The organism is Pseudomonas sp. Pse1, assembly GCF_024519635.1.
In the GTDB taxonomy this organism is placed as follows: domain Bacteria; phylum Pseudomonadota; class Gammaproteobacteria; order Pseudomonadales; family Pseudomonadaceae; genus Aquipseudomonas.
Genome location: NZ_JALJRO010000005.1, coordinates 246,249 through 261,692, shown reverse-complemented (window position 1 = coordinate 261,692; position 15,444 = coordinate 246,249). Strand labels below are relative to the sequence as shown.

Here is a 15,444-nt window from a genome sequence, read left to right as displayed (position 1 = left end):
CATGCAAACCCTCTACACCGCAGTCGCAACCGCTACCGGTGGCCGTGATGGCCGCGCCGTCTCCAGCGACGGAATTCTCGATGTCAAACTGGCAACCCCCAAAGAACTCGGCGGTGCCGGTGGTGCTGCAACCAACCCAGAGCAACTGTTCGCCGCCGGTTACTCGGCCTGCTTCATCGGCGCATTGAAATTCGTTGCCAGCCAGACCAAGCGCAAAATCCCCGACGACGCCTCGATCACTGCCCACGTTGGCATCGGCCAGATCCCCGGCGGCTTCGGCCTGGATATCGACCTGCACGTCAGCCTGCCCGGCCTTGAGCAAACGGACGCGCAAAGCCTGGTTGATGCTGCGCATCAGGTCTGCCCTTATTCGAATGCCACCCGCGGCAATGTCGATGTGCGCCTGCACGTCAGCGTGTGATCCCTGGCAAACGCGCACAAAAAAGCCCGACTCAATGGTCGGGCTTTTTCTTGCCTACAAGAACGGTGCTTATTTAGCACGGCCTTTGTAAGAACCGCCTTCGCGGGTATCGATCTCGATCATGTCGCCGATTTCGATGAAGTCAGCAACCGACAGCTCGGTACCGTTCTTCAGTTTGGCAGGCTTCATCACCTTGCCGGAAGTGTCGCCGCGAGCGGAACCTTCGGTGTAGTCAACCTGACGCACGATGGTGGTCGGCAGCTCTACGGAAACCAGACGGTCTTCGAAGAACACGGCTTCGCAAACGTCGGTCATGCCTTCTTCCACGAATGGCAGAACGCTTTCGATGTCTTCAGCGTTCAGCTCGTACATGGTGTAGTCAGTGGTGTCCATGAACGTGTAGGTGTCGCCGCTGATGAAGGACAGGGTCGCTTCTTTGCGGTCGAGGATCACGTCGTCCAGTTTGTCGTCAGCGCTGTAAACGATCTCGGTCTTGTAACCGGTCAGCAGGTTTTTCAGCTTGGTCTTCATGATCGCGCTGTTACGACCGGACTTGGTGAATTCAGCTTTCTGAACCAGCCAAGGGTCGTTTTCGAGACGGATCACCGTACCGGGTTTCAGTTCTTTACCAGTTTTCATTGCGAATATCCGAATTTGGATGGGATTTACTAAAATCTAGGCCGCGTATCATATCCAATTTAGGTAAAACTGTACCAGCGCTGAGGCGAGATCAGGCTGCGAGGCCTGTTCCAGACACCAATCATCAGCGTGCTTTTGCAGTTCGGGCCAGTGTTCCAGGGCTAGAATCCACGCAGCGGCCACACCCGCGCCGGTGTTCCAGGCACGCCACAACCCCTCTAGCGCAACCCGGGCAGCAGGCGACAAGGATCTGCAATAGAGCGCCAGAAAGGCCTCGAGCTTTTCCAGATGGGCGTCATCTTCCTGTTGATAAATGTGCCACAACATCGGACGAGCGGCCCATTGCGCCCGTACGAATGAGTCCTCACCGCGCACCGCGTTGAAATCGCAGGACCAGAGCAGCCGGTCATATTGATCCTGACTGACAAATGGCAGCACCTGCACCGTCAGGGCACCCCGTTGCTCGATCGCCCCCACCGTCAACCCTTCAACCCCGAGCCAGCGTGCGACGTCACCCAGAATTCGGCCCTCGGGTACCAACAGTTGCGTCGGCCGGGCATCGCTGGCCATGACGTCCAGCCAATCGGCCAGCCCGGCATTTTCGTAGGCGAACAGCGACATCAATCGGGCGCCCTCGACACGCTGCACCCCAAGCTCCCACAGGAACTCACGTTGCGCATGGGCACTGGCTTGAAAACGCGTGCGGCTGGCCAACAGCTCGCGTTCACGCAGCAAGCCACCGGTTCCCACCTGGAAACCGGGGAAGAAAAAGTACTTCTGTACCTGCTTGAATTTGACCGAGGGCAGGCCGTGGCAGCCAACGACCCAGTCCTCTGCGCTGAGATAATCGAGGTTCATCCACAGCGGGGTCCGCTCTCGGGCAGCCATCGCGTCCATATAGGCGCTCGGCAATTGGCAGGCAAACGCTGCAATCACCACATCAGCGGCGGGCGTTGGCTGCCAGTCGCTCGACCAGTGACGCACCTCGACACCCTGTTGCCATTGCTGATCCCGGGTAATGTCGAGTTCCGGACACATGCGCTCGAACGCACGCAAATCATCGACCCACAAGCGCACCACGCAGGACTGCTCAGCCACCAGTTGCCGGGCGAGGCGCCAAGTCACGCCGATGTCGCCGTAGTTATCGACGACGGTGCAAAAAATATCCCAGTGGACTTTCATTCCGGGCTCCGTGGGCAAAGACCTCGATTGTCCGTATAAATCGTTGCGGGCAGAAGAGCCGACGTCGATTAATCTTCATGCGACAATCCAGCGTCGCCCAAATTGCCCCGCCAGGAGGCCACCATGCCCTACCGTCCGCCCGCTCGCCGCAGCGTGTCAATCACCCTCAACCCGCTGCAAGTGGTCGGCAGCATCGCGCTTGGCATGTGGCTGGGATTTGTGGCAATTGTCCTGACAGCATGGCTGCTATCCAGACTGCTGTTTGGCGAGCAGTTGGCGGCGCTTTCCGAGATCGCTCATCAGGCAGCCCAGCCCAAACCGGTCGCAATCGAGTCGGCCGCGCCCAATCCGATGTTCGAGCAATATAAGGAAAACCTCGCCAAACAGGCACAGCAGCAGTCTCTGGAACAAGCACGCAACAACCCACGCAATGAGTCCAATCCCACGTGTCAGTTCTGGTTGGCGCAAGACAAAAACATTCCCAGCGCAAAAAGTCGCGCCAACGTTCAGCAATTCTGCGATTGAAGATGAATAAACAAACCGTTCACAGCCTGATCCTGGAACAGCTCGCAGGCGATCTGGAGATCGCCCGGCGCGCGGCACAAACCGCCTACGAAACCGCAACCCACGAAGAGAACATTGCTGAAAACAAATACGACACACTCGGCCTGGAAGCCTCCTACCTCGCTGCCGGCCAGGCCAGGCGCGTGGAGGAGATACGCCAGGCGCTGACGCTGTGCCAGAACCTCAGCCTGCGCCCTTATGACGATCAGTTGGGCATTCAGGTCGGTGCGTTAATGGCTCTGGAGGATGAGCAGGGGCGCCAGCAATGGCTGTTCCTGGCACCCGACGCAGCGGGATTGAAGGTCTACCTGGTGGGGCAGTTGATCACCGTCATCAGCCCCCGCTCGCCGCTGGGCAAAAGCCTGCTGGGCAAGTTCGAGGGCGACGAGGTTGAGATACTGGCAGGCGGCACCCGGCAACAGTTCACGGTCACCGAGGTCGTCTGACGGGTTTAGTGAACCGGTAGTTCGACGCCTTCGAACAACTCTTCCAGTTCCTGCTTGTTATGGCACTGGATGGCCTTGGCCATGACTTCACGGGTCAGGTGCGGCGCGAACTTCTCGATGAAGTCGCACATGAAGCCACGCAGGAAGGTGCCGCGACGGAAACCGATCTTGGTGATACTGGACTCGAACAGTTCGCTGGCATCCAGGACCACCAGGTCGTTATCGAGTTTGGTGTCGACCGCCATTTTCGCCACGATCCCGACACCCAGGCCCAGGCGTACGTAAGTCTTGATCACGTCCGCGTCGGCAGCGGTGAACACCACTTTCGGCGTCAGGCCACGATGGCTGAAGGCTTCGTCGAGTTTCGAACGACCGGTGAAACCGAAGACGTAGGTCACGATCGGGTATTCAGCCAAGGCTTCGAGGGTCAGCTTCGGCAGCTTGGTCAGCGGATGGCCCTGCGGCACCACCACGCAACGGTTCCAGCGATAGCACGGCATCATTACCAGGTCGCCGAACAATTCCAGCGCTTCAGTGGCGATGGCAAAATCCACGGTGCCGTCAGCCGCCATCTCGGCGATCTGCATCGGCGAACCCTGGTGCATGTGCAGGGCAACGTCCGGGTATTGCTTGATGAAGTTACTGATCACCGGTGGCAAGGCATAGCGCGCCTGGGTGTGGGTGGTGGCAATCGACAGCGTGCCCTTCTTCTCGTTGGAGAATTCCTGGGCGATCTGCTTGATGCTTTCGACTTTGCGCAGGATCTCGCCAGCGGTGGTGATAATGCGTTCACCGGCCGGAGTAACGCGGGTGAGGTGCTTGCCGCTGCGCGCGAAGACCTCGACACCCAGTTCATCTTCCAGCAGGCGGATCTGTTTACTGATGCCCGGTTGCGAGGTGTAGAGGCTTTGGGCGGTGGCGGAAACGTTGAGGTCGTGGTGCGCCACTTCCCAGATGTAGCGCAATTGTTGAAGCTTCATATGAATCCCTCAAAGCAGGTAGACGCCACGGGCATCAGCGACGATATATAACTATATTAATGGTTTGCAGAATAAATCTAGAACTTTTTCATCAAAAGGCCAGCACTCTCCCCTCAAATGTCATCGTGACGCCGGCGTTGGGACAGCGGCACCATGTATACCGGCACCTTCGACAGTTGCAGCACACGGGCTGCCGTACGCCCCAGGGGGGTCTCCCCGCCGGCCCCGTGGCTATGGCTACCGAGAATCAACAGATCCACCGACAGCTTCTCAGCCTGTTCGAGAATGACTTTAGACGGATCACCCTGGAATACCCTGACCGATTGGATCAGCTCAAGGTCCTGCTGCCCCTCCCCCAACTCTTCGCGCAAGCTGTCGAGCACCCGCTGCTCAATATTGATCATCACGGTGTTCAAACCCTGACTGTGAAACTCATTGAGGGCCTGCTCGTCCAGATAGCTTTGCAATACTGACTCCGCAAACAGTCCCATGGGTTCGACCGCATGGACCACATACAATTCGGCTTTGAATGTCCTTGCCAATGCCAGTGCGTGTTGCATGACAAAAGGTGCGTAGAGGCCGAGGTCAGTGGCGTACAACATCGAACGAATCATGTGACCTCCTCGAGTGCCAGGATGGCGGAGATGGATTCAGCTTAGCAGCGCTGCAAGGAGTGCGATGCGTCGCTCAAGCCCCGGAAGTCGGGGCCCGGACTTTCAACTCATTACTGATCCCGTGAGGCACATGACCGGTGGCCACCACCTCGCGTGCCAGCTCGCAATGGCCGGCCTGGTCGTCGAAAAATACATCGGCGGCGAAAGCCTCGAGGAACGCCGACTTGGTCAAGCCGCCGAGAAACAATGATTCGTCGAGACGAATGTCCCACTCGCGCAAGGTGCGGATCACCCGTTCGTGAGCGGGGGCCGAGCGCGCGGTCACCAGCGCGGTGCGAATCGGGCAATTGTCTTCGGTAAACTCGCGCTGCAAGGCGTTGAGCGCTGCAAGGAAACCCTTGAATGGCCCCCCACGCAACGGCTCACGCGCCGCTTCACGCTCACTTGCTTGAAAGGCCTCCAGGCCACCGGACTGATAGACCCGCTCCGACTCATCGGAAAACAGCACCGCATCACCATCGAAGGCAATGCGCAATTCCTCGCTGGCTGCGCGACTGGCGCCACCGGAAAGGATGGTCGCGGCGGCAAACCCGGCGTCCAGCGCGCTTCGCACATCCTCGGCGTGTGTGGAGAGAAACAGATCGCACTCGAAAGCCTTGAGATACGGATAGGGGCTGCGCCCACCGACAAAGGCCGCTCGGGACATCGCCAGACCGTAATGATGGATAGAGTTGAATACACGTAAACCGGTGTCGGCACTGTTGCGCGAAACCAGCACCACTTCGACTCGCGCCTTGCCCAGGCTCGTGTTGAGATTCAACAGTTTTTGCACCAAAGGAAACGCATCGCCGGGTTCGAGGATCTCGTCCTCATGTTCGATCTGGTACTGCCGGTAGGCCTCGACACCATTGGCCAGATAAACCTTGTGACTTTCACTCAGGTCAAACAGCGCCCGCGAAGAAATCGCCAGCACCAGCTTGTCATCAATGCCCTTTGCCATCTGCTTCCCCCAGGCCGAACCCCTCAGCCGTTTCGCTCATCGATAAAACGCAAGGCTTGATACAACGCCTCGATTTTCGGCAACCGACAACCCGCAGCGTTGGCCGCGGCCAAAGGCGCCTGGTAAATAGCCGCCAGTTCCAGCGGCCGTTTATGCAGGTAGTCGTGATACATGCTCGGCCAATAATCGGGCATCTGCTCGGTGACCTTGAACAGATACTCGGCATAGCCCGGGGCCATGCTGTGCCCACAGGCCAGTGCACCTTGCACCACTTCGGCCATCAAAGCCTGGATCAGTTCCCGGCTGTACTCGCTCGCCATCAGTGGCGTAGTGCTCGCACCGAGTAAAACCGACAAGCCGTTATAGGGGATATTCCAGACCAGTTTCTGCCAACGCGCCTGCTGCAAATTGGCCATGGCCTGGGAATCGAGACCAGCGGCACGAAACAGTCCCGCGCCCTGCTCCACGATCTGCTGGCGCGCTGCCTGGTCGGTCCCTGCCGGACCGCTGTGATAGCCCACGTGGACGGCCCCAAGCGCCTGGTGTTCGATGATCCCGGGACCGGCACGGTGAACGCAGATGAAACATAGGCCGCCGAGCAGGTGCAGGGAATCGGGCAACAGATCACGCAAGCTGTCCTCCACATCCAGGCCGTTTTGCAGCAACAGGACTTTTGCCCCCGGCGCTGCTGCCTTGATGATCGCGGGCGCCAACTCGGCGTTGCCGGTGGTCTTGGTGCCGACCAGCAACCAATCGCACGCTGGCATGTCTTGCGCCGCGCTGTAAGCCTGCACGGGACTAAGCGTGATAGCACCATGGGCGGCGCTGCGCAGTTGCAAGCCGTGCTCAGCCACCGCTGCGAATTCGCTGCGCAGCAGGAAATGCACATCGAAACCGGCACGCGCCAGCATCACGCCGTAGAAGCCGCCAATGGCCCCGGTTCCGATAACGCCGATTTTCGGTCTGACTACTGATTCTGTCATGGCAACTCCTCAGGAATACGACACAGCGCCTGCCCCACTGCCGCATTCAGTTCGCTGCGGCTCAGGCGCGACTGGACTGCGCCAAAAAACTCACCGTCGCGTACCACAAACAACGCCGGCAAATGAAAGACCTGGTAACGCTCGACCGCACCGCCGTTGTCGCCAGCATCGATCCAGCACAAACGATCGACATCCAGCCCAAGCGTTGGCAGTTGCTGGCGTGCCCATCGGCAACTGGAGCAGCCGACACTGGTGAAAATCACCAGCGATACACCATTCATCGCCAACAGCTGTTGGTCGAGGTCAAAATCGGTCAGATCCGATTCGACCACTATACTGGGGGGAACACTGTCGAATGACCGACATTTGGAGTCCGTGTTCATGGGGCGTTTCATTCCTCATCCTGACGATGTGCCTGTCGAGCTGACGTTGCGCAAGCATGAATGTATCTCTCGGCAAGAGCTGCACACTATCAGTCTCGGCGGCGTGGCTTGCAATTATCACCGCGCCTGGCGCAAGGGAACGGCACTGGAAGTGCGCATGCCGACCCTGAGCGAACAGGTCTGCTACCTGGGCTACGTAGCCTGGTGCCTGCGTCGCAAGCACAGTTATCTGGTGGGCATCGCCTTCATCGACGAACAGACACTGTTCATGGCCCGCATGGGTGAGCAGGTCTGCCAGATCGAACGTTACTGCCGCCAGCAGCAACTCCAGGGCGAACAACCCGGCAGCCAGGCACTGGCCCTGCAATGGGTCGACCAGCACGCCAGCGAGTACTCGCACGAGACCGTTCGCCAGGCTTTTACGATGCCTGCACTGGATTAAACCGCTGCCTGCCCATTGTCGAGCCACCGTCTAACGCGCTAAGGTTCGGCTCCCCGCTGCGCTTAAATCATGCTGTGCTCCGCCGCGCGGGGATCGCTGGCGGCCGGCACCCGTGACCTGACGAGTAACACGATGGCTGATTTACCGATCAATGACCTAAACGTCGCCTCCAACGAGACGCTGATCACCCCTGACCAGCTCAAACGTGATATTCCCCTGAGCGATGCCGCCTTGCGCACCGTGACCAAGGGCCGCGAAGTCATTCGCAATATCCTGGATGGCACCGACCACCGCCTGTTCGTCGTTATCGGGCCTTGCTCGATTCACGACATCAAGGCCGCACACGAATATGCCGAGCGCCTCAAGGTCCTTGCCGCAGAAGTGTCGGACACCCTCTATCTGGTCATGCGAGTCTATTTCGAGAAGCCACGTACCACCGTCGGCTGGAAAGGCCTGATCAACGACCCGTACCTGGACGACTCCTTCAAGATTCAGGACGGCTTGCACATCGGCCGCCAGTTGCTGCTGGACCTGGCCGAAATGGGCCTGCCCACCGCAACCGAAGCCCTCGACCCGATCTCGCCGCAGTACCTGCAGGACTTGATCAGTTGGTCGGCGATTGGCGCACGCACCACCGAATCCCAGACCCACCGCGAAATGGCCTCCGGACTGTCCTCGGCGGTTGGCTTCAAGAACGGCACCGATGGCGGCCTAACCGTTGCGATCAACGCCCTGCAGTCGGTTTCCAGTCCACACCGTTTCCTGGGTATCAACCAGGAAGGTGGCGTGTCGATCGTGACCACCAAGGGCAACGCCTACGGTCACGTGGTCCTGCGTGGTGGCAACGGCAAGCCGAACTACGATTCGGTGAGTGTCGCGCTGTGCGAGCAAGCGTTGAACAAGGCCAAGGTCAAACCGAACATCATGGTCGACTGCAGCCACGCCAACTCCAACAAGGATCCGGCACTGCAACCGCTGGTGATGGAAAACGTCGCCAACCAGATTCTGGAAGGCAACCAGTCGATTATCGGCCTGATGGTCGAGAGTCATTTGAACTGGGGTTGCCAGGCGATTCCCAAGGACCTCGCCGAGCTGCAGTACGGCGTCTCGATCACCGATGCCTGCATCGACTGGTCCGCGACCGAAACCACGTTGCGCAGCATGCACGCCAAGCTCAAGGATGTGCTGCCTAAACGTGAGCGCACCTGACCGGCATTTGCCGCACACAAAAACGCCGGGCTCAGCCCGGCGTTTTTATTGGGAAATCCTGATCAAAGCTTGGCGGCGTGCCGCTGGTGACGCTCCATGTACCGCTCCACGTATGAGCATGAAGGGATGACGGTGTAACCCATTTTTTCTGCGTAATCGAGCGCCTGCTCGGTCAACGCGGCGGCAATACCACGGCCACGCAGCGCGTTGGGCACGAAGGTGCGATAAATATCCAGGGTCTGCTTACCCAGGTCCATATAGGTCAGGTAGGCACGATGACCGTCCACATTGGTCTCGAATTGATGACCAGCCTGGTCATGGTGGATGGACAACGCCTCGCTCATCACTACTCCTCGCGGGTCTTCAACTGACCCTACCTTACCGATGTTTGTCCGGCGAAGGAACCTCTACGCCACCCCGTGCCTGTGCGACACCGAGAAAAAGCTGGATCGATCTCACGCAGCCTGGCACGTGTCAAATAGTAGGCACCAAAGCCGTAAATGCTCAAGGCACGCTTGTCACGATGTCTGCTGCAAGGTTCGACACGCGTCACGTCGAGGCCGTTCGATCGAGACGCCTGGGTGGGCGGTCGCCTGAACATTGCCGGATATTGAGACTTGAGACGAAGCTCGCTAGTTAAAGTCACCTCTAACTGCAAAACAGACGTGAGAGACTGCACATTTCCTCAACAAAAGTGTAGACGAATCAATATAGAGCGACTTTAGGGCGTTACTGCGAACTGCTATCAGATTGCCTCGCAGGCTTCAACGGACTCGCTGAGGACGGGCCTCCTGGCTGCGCACTTTTTATACAGGACGATTAAAAGTTGCTCGAAAAAGAATCAGCGCCTACAATTTTTTTTGCTTCTTGCTCTACGTCAGTTTACTTACTAAAAGTAATGGGTAGTATGTACGCCGGCTGTTTCCTCACTCTGAGGTGATAGCTATTTAATAGAAAGTCCTTGAAGGGGAACACGATGAACAACGTTCTGAAATTCTCTGCTCTGGCTCTGGCCGCAGTTCTGGCTACCGGTTGCAGCAGCGTATCGAAAGAAACCGAAGCACGTCTGACTGCTACCGAAGACGCAGCAGCTCGCTCCCAAGCTCGTGCAGACGAAGCTTACCGTAAAGCTGATGAAGCTCTGGCTGCTGCTCAAAAAGCACAACAGACTGCTGACGAAGCTAACGAGCGTGCTCTGCGCATGCTGGAAAAAGCTAGCCGCAAGTAATAGTCCTTCGGGATTGTTATCAAGCCGATCCGTTTTTTGGGTCGGCTTTTTTATTGCCCGGCATTCGTCCAGGCAATAAAAAACCCGCCGCAGCGCTGAGGCTACGACAGGTTCCTGACAGGCCTACTGCAGCTCGACCGGCGTGCTCGAGACCATCGGCGCAGCGCCGCTCGGTACGGCAATTTCTACCGGCAGGCCATCTTCAGCGGCGACCACATCGCGCACCACATCCCAATTCATGCGCATGTTGCTGGTGATGTCTTCACGCTTGAGCATCGCGTTGATCACCGCGGTGTGCTTGTCCACCACCGACGGATTGCCCTTGTCATCAATTGGCGTATGCGCTTCCAGATAAACCTTGCCGCCGCTCATGCCGAACTTGTACGGATCATTGAGGATGCGCACCGAAGTCCCCACCGGCACCATGCTGGCCATTTCCAATACGTTGTTGTTGAACATCCGGAAGCAGCCATGGCTGGTACGCATGCCGATGCCGAACTTCTTGTTCGAACCGTGGATCAGGTAGCCAGGGGTGCCCAGGGTGAACTTGAACGGCCCCAGCGGGTTGTCCGGACCGGCCGGGACCACGTTAGGCAACGGGTCGCCATCGGCGGCGTGTTCAGCCTTGATCGAAGCCGGTGGGGTCCAGGTCGGGTTTGGGGTCTTGGCCACGATGCTGGTATGGGCAATCGGCGAGCCCCAACCCTCGCGGCCGATACCCAGCGGGAAGGTGTAGACCACGTTGCGGCCTTTGGGGAAGTAGTACAACCGGTACTCGGCCAGGTTGATCACGATGCCTTCACGTGGCCCCGGCGGCAGGATGAAACGGGTTGGCAGGATGATTTCGGTGCCGGCACCCGGCAGCCAGGGATCGACGCCCGGGTTGGCCGCGACCATTTCCAGGTAGCCCAGATCATAGGTGGTACCCAGGTCAGCGAAAGTGTCTTCGTACTTGGCCTTGATCACCTGCACCTGGCCGACGATATCCTCGCCCGGCGGCGGCAGAGGCAGCTCCAGCGCTGCAACGGGACCCGCCACGCACAAGGCGGCAAGTGACAGGCAACGGGCGACAGCGGGAAAGCGCGACAACATCCGGAAAATCCTTTGCATGGTCGACGGAAAGATTAAAGGCGCGATTGTACACCGACGCTCATGCAATCGGGGAGCCGGGCGACAGTCCGCCCGTCATGGGAACTAGAGTTCGAAACGCAGTTCCGGCCAGATCGGCGAAGTGCCGCGCTTTTGCGATTCGAGGATCGCCCGGCACAGCGAGCACAGACGCTGGTCCTGGAACACCCGACGGTCCACGCTCGACCAGCGTGGCTGCGCAGGCAGCAAGGTGCCACACAGGGTACGGTCGGCAGAGCCCCCTAACTCCAGTTGACGCGTCACCAGATGCACCCGGACTTCCTGGCAGGCGAACAGATCCAGCTGCTCGTCAGGCTCGATCAGTTGGTAGGCAAACAGGGACCAGGCGGGACGCGGCATCGGGGGCTCCAGATCAGGGGGGCGCCACATTAGCCGAAAGCCCGTCGCTAGAAAAGCGTCAAAGCAGTGGTTTTAGCGTTGGCCAGACATTTTCCAGCATCTGGTCCTGGGCCCCGGCCGCCGGGTGGATACCATCGGCCTGCATCAGCTCGGGCTTGCCGCCGACGCCCTCGAGGAAAAACGGCACCAGCGGGACTTTTTTCTCGCTGGCCAGGGTGTCGTAGACCTGAGCGAATGCCTGGGTGTAACGCGGGCCATAATTGGGCGGCAGTTGCATGCCCAGCAACAGCACCTTGGCGCCACTCTCTCGCGACTGATCAATCATCGATGCAAGATTTTGTTGCAATTGTGTTGGCGGCTGTCCGCGCAGGCCGTCATTGCCTCCCAACTCAAGGATTACCAACTCCGGCTTATGGGCTGCAAGCAGCGCCGGCAGCCGCGCCTGGCCACCGGCACTGGTGTCGCCGCTGACGGACGCATTGATCACCGTATCGTCGTAACCCTCGTCGCGCAGCCGCTGTTCGAGCAGCGCAACCCAGCCCTGCCGGGTATCCAGGCCGAAAGCCGCGCTGATACTATCGCCAACGATCAGGACAGTACCCGCCGCTGCGTTCTGGGCCATGCACATCAGGGCCAGGCCAGCACTCAAAAACCACACACGCATCGGACTCTCCATGGGCGCAAGCATTCTCACTGCGCGGAACCTTAGCAAAGTGGTTCCCAGCGCGGAAGGTGAACTGACCATCCTGCACCAACTCAGCCTCGAACTGAACAAGGGCGACAGCCTGGCCATTGTCGGCAGCTCCGGTTCCGGCAAGTCCACCCTGCTCGGCCTGCTGGCCGGACTGGACCTGCCCAGCAGTGGTGAAGTCACCCTGGCGGGCCAGGCCCTGAGCCAACTGGACGAAGACCAGCGTGCACGCATCCGAGCCGAACATGTCGGTTTCGTCTTTCAGTCGTTCCAACTGCTCGACAGCCTCAATGCCCTGGAAAATGTCATGTTGCCGCTGGAGCTCGACGGCCGCAAAGACGCCCGCGAGCGCGCCACCGAGTTGCTGCGCCGGGTCGGCCTGGGCAAACGCCTGAGCCATTCACCGCGCCAACTGTCCGGCGGAGAGCAACAACGGGTGGCCATTGCCCGGGCCTTTGCCGCCGAGCCTGATGTGCTGTTCGCCGATGAACCCACCGGCAACCTCGACACCCACACCGGCGAGCACATCAGCGACCTGCTGTTCGAATTGAACAAGGAAAGCGGCACGACCCTGGTGCTGGTGACCCACGACGAGCGCCTGGCCCATCGTTGCCACCGCCTGATCCGCCTTGAAGCCGGCCTGATGGTCGCCCCCCTGGAGCCTTGATGGCACGTTTGCCGCTGTTGCGCCTGTTCAGCCTCGCCATCCGCCAATTGCTGCGCGATGCCCGCGCCGGCGAACTGCGGGTCCTGTTCTTCGCGCTCGTGGTGGCCGTAGCGGCCAGCACCGCCATTGGCTACTTCGGCGCCCGCCTCAACGGGGCGATGCTGTTGCGCGCCACCGAATTCCTCGGCGCCGACTTGCTCCTTGAGGGCAGCTCACCTGCCCGTTCGGAGCAAATAGAAGGCGGCAAGACCCTAGGCCTGCAGCATGCGCAAGTCGTCGAGTTCTCCAGCGTCATCGCCACCGACAAGGGCATCCAACTGTCGAGCATCAAGGCGGCCGACAGCGCCTACCCTCTGCGTGGCCAACTGAAAAGCGCACCCGAGCCATTTGCCCCGGAGCAACCCGGTGGTGGTCCGCAGCCGGGTGAAGCCTGGGTCGAGGCACGCCTGCTCACCGCGCTGGACCTGCACATTGGCGACAGCATCGACGTCGGCATGAAATCCCTGCGCCTGACCCGAGTGCTGACGTACGAGCCTGATCGAGCCGGCAACTTCTATAGCCTCACGCCGCGCGTGATGATCAACCTCGCGGACCTGGACGCCACCGGCGTGGTCCAGCCCGGCAGTCGCGTGAGCTACCGCGAACTGTGGCGCGGCAACGCCACGGCCCTGGAAACCTACCGGCAACAGGTCACCCCCGCACTGGCGGCCAACCAGCGCCTGCAGGACGCTCGCGACGGCAATCGACAAATTGGCGGCGCCCTTGGCAAGGCCGAGCGCTACCTGAACATGGCGAGCCTGGTGGCAGTGTTGCTGGCCGGGGTTGCGGTCGCGCTCTCGGCAAGCCGCTTCGCGACCCGGCGTTTCGACGCCAGCGCGCTGTTGCGCTGCCTTGGCTTGTCGCGCCGGGAAACCTTGCTGCTGTTTACCCTGCAACTGGCCGTGCTGGGCCTGCTAGCCAGCATCAGCGGTGCCGTCATCGGCTGGGTCGCCCAACTGGGGCTCTTTGCCCTGCTGGGCCAGCTATTGCCCAGCGACGTCCCACCAGGCGGCCTGCTTCCCGCCATCGCCGGGATCGGCACCGGGCTGGTGGCTTTGGCCGGTTTTGCCCTGCCACCTTTAGCCGCTCTCGGCCGCGTACCGCCGCTGCGGGTATTGCGTCGCGACATGCTGCCCATTCCCTCAAGCACCTGGATGGTTTATGGCGCCGCCCTGGCCGCGCTCGGCCTGATCATGTGGCGCCTGAGCCTGGACCTGGTACTGACTTTCGCATTGCTAGGCGGCGGAGTGATTGCCGCACTGGTGCTAGGTGGATTATTGCTGCTGGTGCTCAAGAGCCTGCGCCGCCTGTTGGCGCGCGCCTCCCTCCCGTGGCGCCTGGGCCTGGGCCAACTGCTGCGCCATCCGCTGGCGGCAGCGGGGCAATCCTTGGCGTTCGGCCTGATTCTGCTGTCGATGGCATTGATTGCCCTGCTGCGGGGCGAGCTGCTGGACACCTGGCAAAACCAGCTGCCGAAAAATGCTCCCAATTACTTCGCGCTGAATATTCTGCCGGCTGAGAAGCAGGCGTTTACCGAGCGCCTGGTCAACCTCTCGGCGCAATCGGCGCCGCTGTATCCAGTGGTACCGGGACGCCTGATCAGCATCAATGGCGAACCGGTGCGCGGCATCGTCAGCAAGGACAGCGAAGGCGACCGAGCCATTCAACGCGACCTGAGCCTGACCTGGGCTGCCGACTTGCCATCGGGCAACGCCATCACCGAAGGCAACTGGTGGTCGGCACAACCCGAAGACGGCATTCCCGGTGTTTCAGTCGAGGGCAAAGTCGCGGCGAGCCTCAAGCTCAAACTCGGCGATCATCTGGTGTTCACTGTCGCCGGGGTCAACCGCGAGGCCAGGGTCACCAGCCTGCGCAGCATCAACTGGGACAACTTCCAGCCGAACTTCTTCATGATCTTCCAACCCGGCACCTTGAAGGATCTGCCGGCAACCTACCTGACCAGCTTTTACCTGGCAGCCGGTCACGATCAGCAAATCGTCGAGCTGTCGCGGGCGTTTCCCGCGGTGACCATCCTGCAGGTCGAGGCGCTGCTGGCGCAATTGCGCAGTATCCTGGCGCAAGTGACCCTGGCGGTGGAGTACGTGCTGCTGTTCGTTTTAGCCGCGGGCATGGCCGTGCTGTTTTCCGGCTTGCAGGCGACGCTGGACGAGCGCATTCGCCAGGGCGCGCTACTGCGGGCGCTAGGTGCGGAGCGGCATCTGCTGGTCAAGGCTCGGCGGATCGAATTCGGCTTGCTCGGTGCGGTCAGCGGTTTGCTGGCGGCACTGGGATCGGAACTGGTCAGCCTGGTGCTGTATCGCTTCGCCTTCGATCTGCCCTGGCAGCCCCATCCCTGGTTGCTCGTGTTACCGGTAATCGGCGCCGTGCTGGTCGGCGGCGCCGGTGTGTTCGGCACGCGACGAGCATTGAACGCCAGCCCGCTGACAGTCCTGCGCGAGGGTTGATAG

The 15,444-nt window shown here is 60.1% G+C and carries 19 protein-coding genes; 8 read left to right on the top strand and 11 right to left on the bottom strand.

The annotated features are described in order from the left end of the window. Position 1 precedes the first annotated feature (1 nt). Positions 2 to 421 (top strand): organic hydroperoxide resistance protein, encoded by a 420-nt coding sequence (locus NR126_RS10415; protein ID WP_027620156.1) that lies wholly within the window; start codon positions 2 to 4, stop codon positions 419 to 421. A gap of 69 nt (positions 422 to 490) precedes the next feature. Here NR126_RS10415 and NR126_RS10410 read toward each other — a convergent pair whose 3' ends face one another. After that, on the bottom strand, positions 491 to 1,060 hold the full coding sequence (locus NR126_RS10410) for an elongation factor P (RefSeq protein ID WP_002554550.1): 570 nt from the start codon (positions 1,058 to 1,060) through the stop codon (positions 491 to 493). Between the two features lie 48 nt (positions 1,061 to 1,108). Continuing rightward, the gene (earP, locus tag NR126_RS10405) at positions 1,109 to 2,242 is read right to left on the bottom strand and encodes an elongation factor P maturation arginine rhamnosyltransferase EarP (RefSeq protein WP_256830164.1); all 1,134 of its coding nucleotides are present in this window, start codon (positions 2,240 to 2,242) and stop codon (positions 1,109 to 1,111) included. A gap of 123 nt (positions 2,243 to 2,365) precedes the next feature. On the opposite strand from earP, the gene NR126_RS10400 reads away from it, so the two are divergent. Both NR126_RS10400 and NR126_RS10395 read left to right on the top strand, forming a co-directional pair. Next, entirely contained in the window at positions 2,366 to 2,767 is a 402-nt protein-coding gene (locus NR126_RS10400; RefSeq protein WP_256830163.1) for a hypothetical protein, read from the top strand. Between the two features lie 2 nt (positions 2,768 to 2,769). After that, entirely contained in the window at positions 2,770 to 3,252 is a 483-nt protein-coding gene (locus NR126_RS10395) for a GreA/GreB family elongation factor (protein WP_027620153.1), read from the top strand. A gap of 5 nt (positions 3,253 to 3,257) precedes the next feature. On the opposite strand, the gene cysB is transcribed toward NR126_RS10395, so the two are convergent. The 5 genes from cysB to NR126_RS10370 all read right to left on the bottom strand — a co-directional run bounded on the left by cysB (position 3,258) and on the right by NR126_RS10370 (position 7,212). Beyond that, positions 3,258 to 4,232, bottom strand: coding sequence for an HTH-type transcriptional regulator CysB (gene cysB / locus NR126_RS10390; protein ID WP_027620152.1), 975 nt, complete (start codon positions 4,230 to 4,232; stop codon positions 3,258 to 3,260). A gap of 113 nt (positions 4,233 to 4,345) precedes the next feature. After that, positions 4,346 to 4,846: a universal stress protein gene (locus NR126_RS10385; RefSeq protein WP_256830162.1), complete on the bottom strand. Its 501-nt coding sequence runs from the start codon at positions 4,844 to 4,846 to the stop codon at positions 4,346 to 4,348. Between the two features lie 73 nt (positions 4,847 to 4,919). Further along, positions 4,920 to 5,846, bottom strand: coding sequence for a 5'-nucleotidase (locus tag NR126_RS10380; protein ID WP_256830161.1), 927 nt, complete (start codon positions 5,844 to 5,846; stop codon positions 4,920 to 4,922). A gap of 23 nt (positions 5,847 to 5,869) precedes the next feature. After that, a complete protein-coding gene (locus tag NR126_RS10375; RefSeq protein ID WP_027620149.1) occupies positions 5,870 to 6,829 on the bottom strand; it encodes a putative 2-dehydropantoate 2-reductase in 960 nt (319 codons plus the stop codon). Beyond that, positions 6,826 to 7,212: a co-chaperone YbbN gene (locus tag NR126_RS10370; RefSeq protein WP_105753774.1), complete on the bottom strand. Its 387-nt coding sequence runs from the start codon at positions 7,210 to 7,212 to the stop codon at positions 6,826 to 6,828. The genes NR126_RS10375 and NR126_RS10370 overlap by 4 nt, the downstream gene beginning before the upstream one ends. Between NR126_RS10370 and NR126_RS10365 the strand changes: the two genes are divergently transcribed. Next, entirely contained in the window at positions 7,211 to 7,654 is a 444-nt protein-coding gene (locus NR126_RS10365; protein ID WP_256830160.1) for a PilZ domain-containing protein, read from the top strand. The two genes, NR126_RS10370 and NR126_RS10365, sit on opposite strands and share 2 nt — an antisense overlap. Positions 7,655 to 7,786: 132 nt before the next feature. Then, a complete protein-coding gene (locus NR126_RS10360; RefSeq protein WP_256830159.1) occupies positions 7,787 to 8,863 on the top strand; it encodes a 3-deoxy-7-phosphoheptulonate synthase in 1,077 nt (358 codons plus the stop codon). A 62-nt stretch (positions 8,864 to 8,925) separates the two neighbouring features. Here NR126_RS10360 and NR126_RS10355 read toward each other — a convergent pair whose 3' ends face one another. Next, a complete protein-coding gene (locus tag NR126_RS10355) occupies positions 8,926 to 9,207 on the bottom strand; it encodes a GNAT family N-acetyltransferase (protein WP_027620145.1) in 282 nt (93 codons plus the stop codon). Positions 9,208 to 9,839: 632 nt separating this feature from the next. On the opposite strand from NR126_RS10355, the gene oprI reads away from it, so the two are divergent. Further along, entirely contained in the window at positions 9,840 to 10,091 is a 252-nt protein-coding gene (gene oprI / locus NR126_RS10350) for an outer membrane lipoprotei OprI (RefSeq protein WP_003172710.1), read from the top strand. 123 nt (positions 10,092 to 10,214) lie between these two features. Here oprI and NR126_RS10345 read toward each other — a convergent pair whose 3' ends face one another. The 3 genes from NR126_RS10345 to NR126_RS10335 all read right to left on the bottom strand — a co-directional run bounded on the left by NR126_RS10345 (position 10,215) and on the right by NR126_RS10335 (position 12,243). Continuing rightward, positions 10,215 to 11,183, bottom strand: coding sequence for a L,D-transpeptidase family protein (locus NR126_RS10345; RefSeq protein WP_027620144.1), 969 nt, complete (start codon positions 11,181 to 11,183; stop codon positions 10,215 to 10,217). A gap of 102 nt (positions 11,184 to 11,285) precedes the next feature. Continuing rightward, a complete protein-coding gene (locus NR126_RS10340; protein WP_027620143.1) occupies positions 11,286 to 11,579 on the bottom strand; it encodes a hypothetical protein in 294 nt (97 codons plus the stop codon). 58 nt (positions 11,580 to 11,637) lie between these two features. Beyond that, on the bottom strand, positions 11,638 to 12,243 hold the full coding sequence (locus tag NR126_RS10335; protein ID WP_027620142.1) for an arylesterase: 606 nt from the start codon (positions 12,241 to 12,243) through the stop codon (positions 11,638 to 11,640). A 10-nt stretch (positions 12,244 to 12,253) separates the two neighbouring features. Between NR126_RS10335 and NR126_RS10330 the strand changes: the two genes are divergently transcribed. Next, positions 12,254 to 12,937 (top strand): ABC transporter ATP-binding protein, encoded by a 684-nt coding sequence (locus tag NR126_RS10330; RefSeq protein WP_027620141.1) that lies wholly within the window; start codon positions 12,254 to 12,256, stop codon positions 12,935 to 12,937. Beyond that, positions 12,937 to 15,441 carry an ABC transporter permease gene (locus NR126_RS10325; protein ID WP_256830156.1) on the top strand — a complete coding sequence of 835 codons (2,505 nt, stop codon included), beginning with the start codon at positions 12,937 to 12,939 and terminating at the stop codon, positions 15,439 to 15,441. The genes NR126_RS10330 and NR126_RS10325 overlap by 1 nt, the downstream gene beginning before the upstream one ends. The last annotated feature ends 3 nt before the right edge of the window (positions 15,442 to 15,444 follow it).

Bases quoted from the DNA above. Each gene is read 5' to 3' on its own strand.
- NR126_RS10415 (WP_027620156.1), top strand. From the start codon at position 2: ATGCAAACCCTCTACACCGCAGTCGCAACCGCTACCGGTGGCCGTGAT.
- NR126_RS10410 (WP_002554550.1), bottom strand. From the start codon at position 1,060: ATGAAAACTGGTAAAGAACTGAAACCCGGTACGGTGATCCGTCTCGAA.
- earP (WP_256830164.1), bottom strand. From the start codon at position 2,242: ATGAAAGTCCACTGGGATATTTTTTGCACCGTCGTCGATAACTACGGC.
- NR126_RS10400 (WP_256830163.1), top strand. From the start codon at position 2,366: ATGCCCTACCGTCCGCCCGCTCGCCGCAGCGTGTCAATCACCCTCAAC.
- NR126_RS10395 (WP_027620153.1), top strand. From the start codon at position 2,770: ATGAATAAACAAACCGTTCACAGCCTGATCCTGGAACAGCTCGCAGGC.
- cysB (WP_027620152.1), bottom strand. From the start codon at position 4,232: ATGAAGCTTCAACAATTGCGCTACATCTGGGAAGTGGCGCACCACGAC.
- NR126_RS10385 (WP_256830162.1), bottom strand. From the start codon at position 4,846: ATGATTCGTTCGATGTTGTACGCCACTGACCTCGGCCTCTACGCACCT.
- NR126_RS10380 (WP_256830161.1), bottom strand. From the start codon at position 5,846: ATGGCAAAGGGCATTGATGACAAGCTGGTGCTGGCGATTTCTTCGCGG.
- NR126_RS10375 (WP_027620149.1), bottom strand. From the start codon at position 6,829: ATGACAGAATCAGTAGTCAGACCGAAAATCGGCGTTATCGGAACCGGG.
- NR126_RS10365 (WP_256830160.1), top strand. From the start codon at position 7,211: ATGGGGCGTTTCATTCCTCATCCTGACGATGTGCCTGTCGAGCTGACG.
- NR126_RS10370 (WP_105753774.1), bottom strand. From the start codon at position 7,212: ATGAACACGGACTCCAAATGTCGGTCATTCGACAGTGTTCCCCCCAGT.
- NR126_RS10360 (WP_256830159.1), top strand. From the start codon at position 7,787: ATGGCTGATTTACCGATCAATGACCTAAACGTCGCCTCCAACGAGACG.
- NR126_RS10355 (WP_027620145.1), bottom strand. From the start codon at position 9,207: ATGAGCGAGGCGTTGTCCATCCACCATGACCAGGCTGGTCATCAATTC.
- oprI (WP_003172710.1), top strand. From the start codon at position 9,840: ATGAACAACGTTCTGAAATTCTCTGCTCTGGCTCTGGCCGCAGTTCTG.
- NR126_RS10345 (WP_027620144.1), bottom strand. From the start codon at position 11,183: ATGTTGTCGCGCTTTCCCGCTGTCGCCCGTTGCCTGTCACTTGCCGCC.
- NR126_RS10340 (WP_027620143.1), bottom strand. From the start codon at position 11,579: ATGCCGCGTCCCGCCTGGTCCCTGTTTGCCTACCAACTGATCGAGCCT.
- NR126_RS10335 (WP_027620142.1), bottom strand. From the start codon at position 12,243: ATGCGTGTGTGGTTTTTGAGTGCTGGCCTGGCCCTGATGTGCATGGCC.
- NR126_RS10330 (WP_027620141.1), top strand. From the start codon at position 12,254: ATGGGCGCAAGCATTCTCACTGCGCGGAACCTTAGCAAAGTGGTTCCC.
- NR126_RS10325 (WP_256830156.1), top strand. From the start codon at position 12,937: ATGGCACGTTTGCCGCTGTTGCGCCTGTTCAGCCTCGCCATCCGCCAA.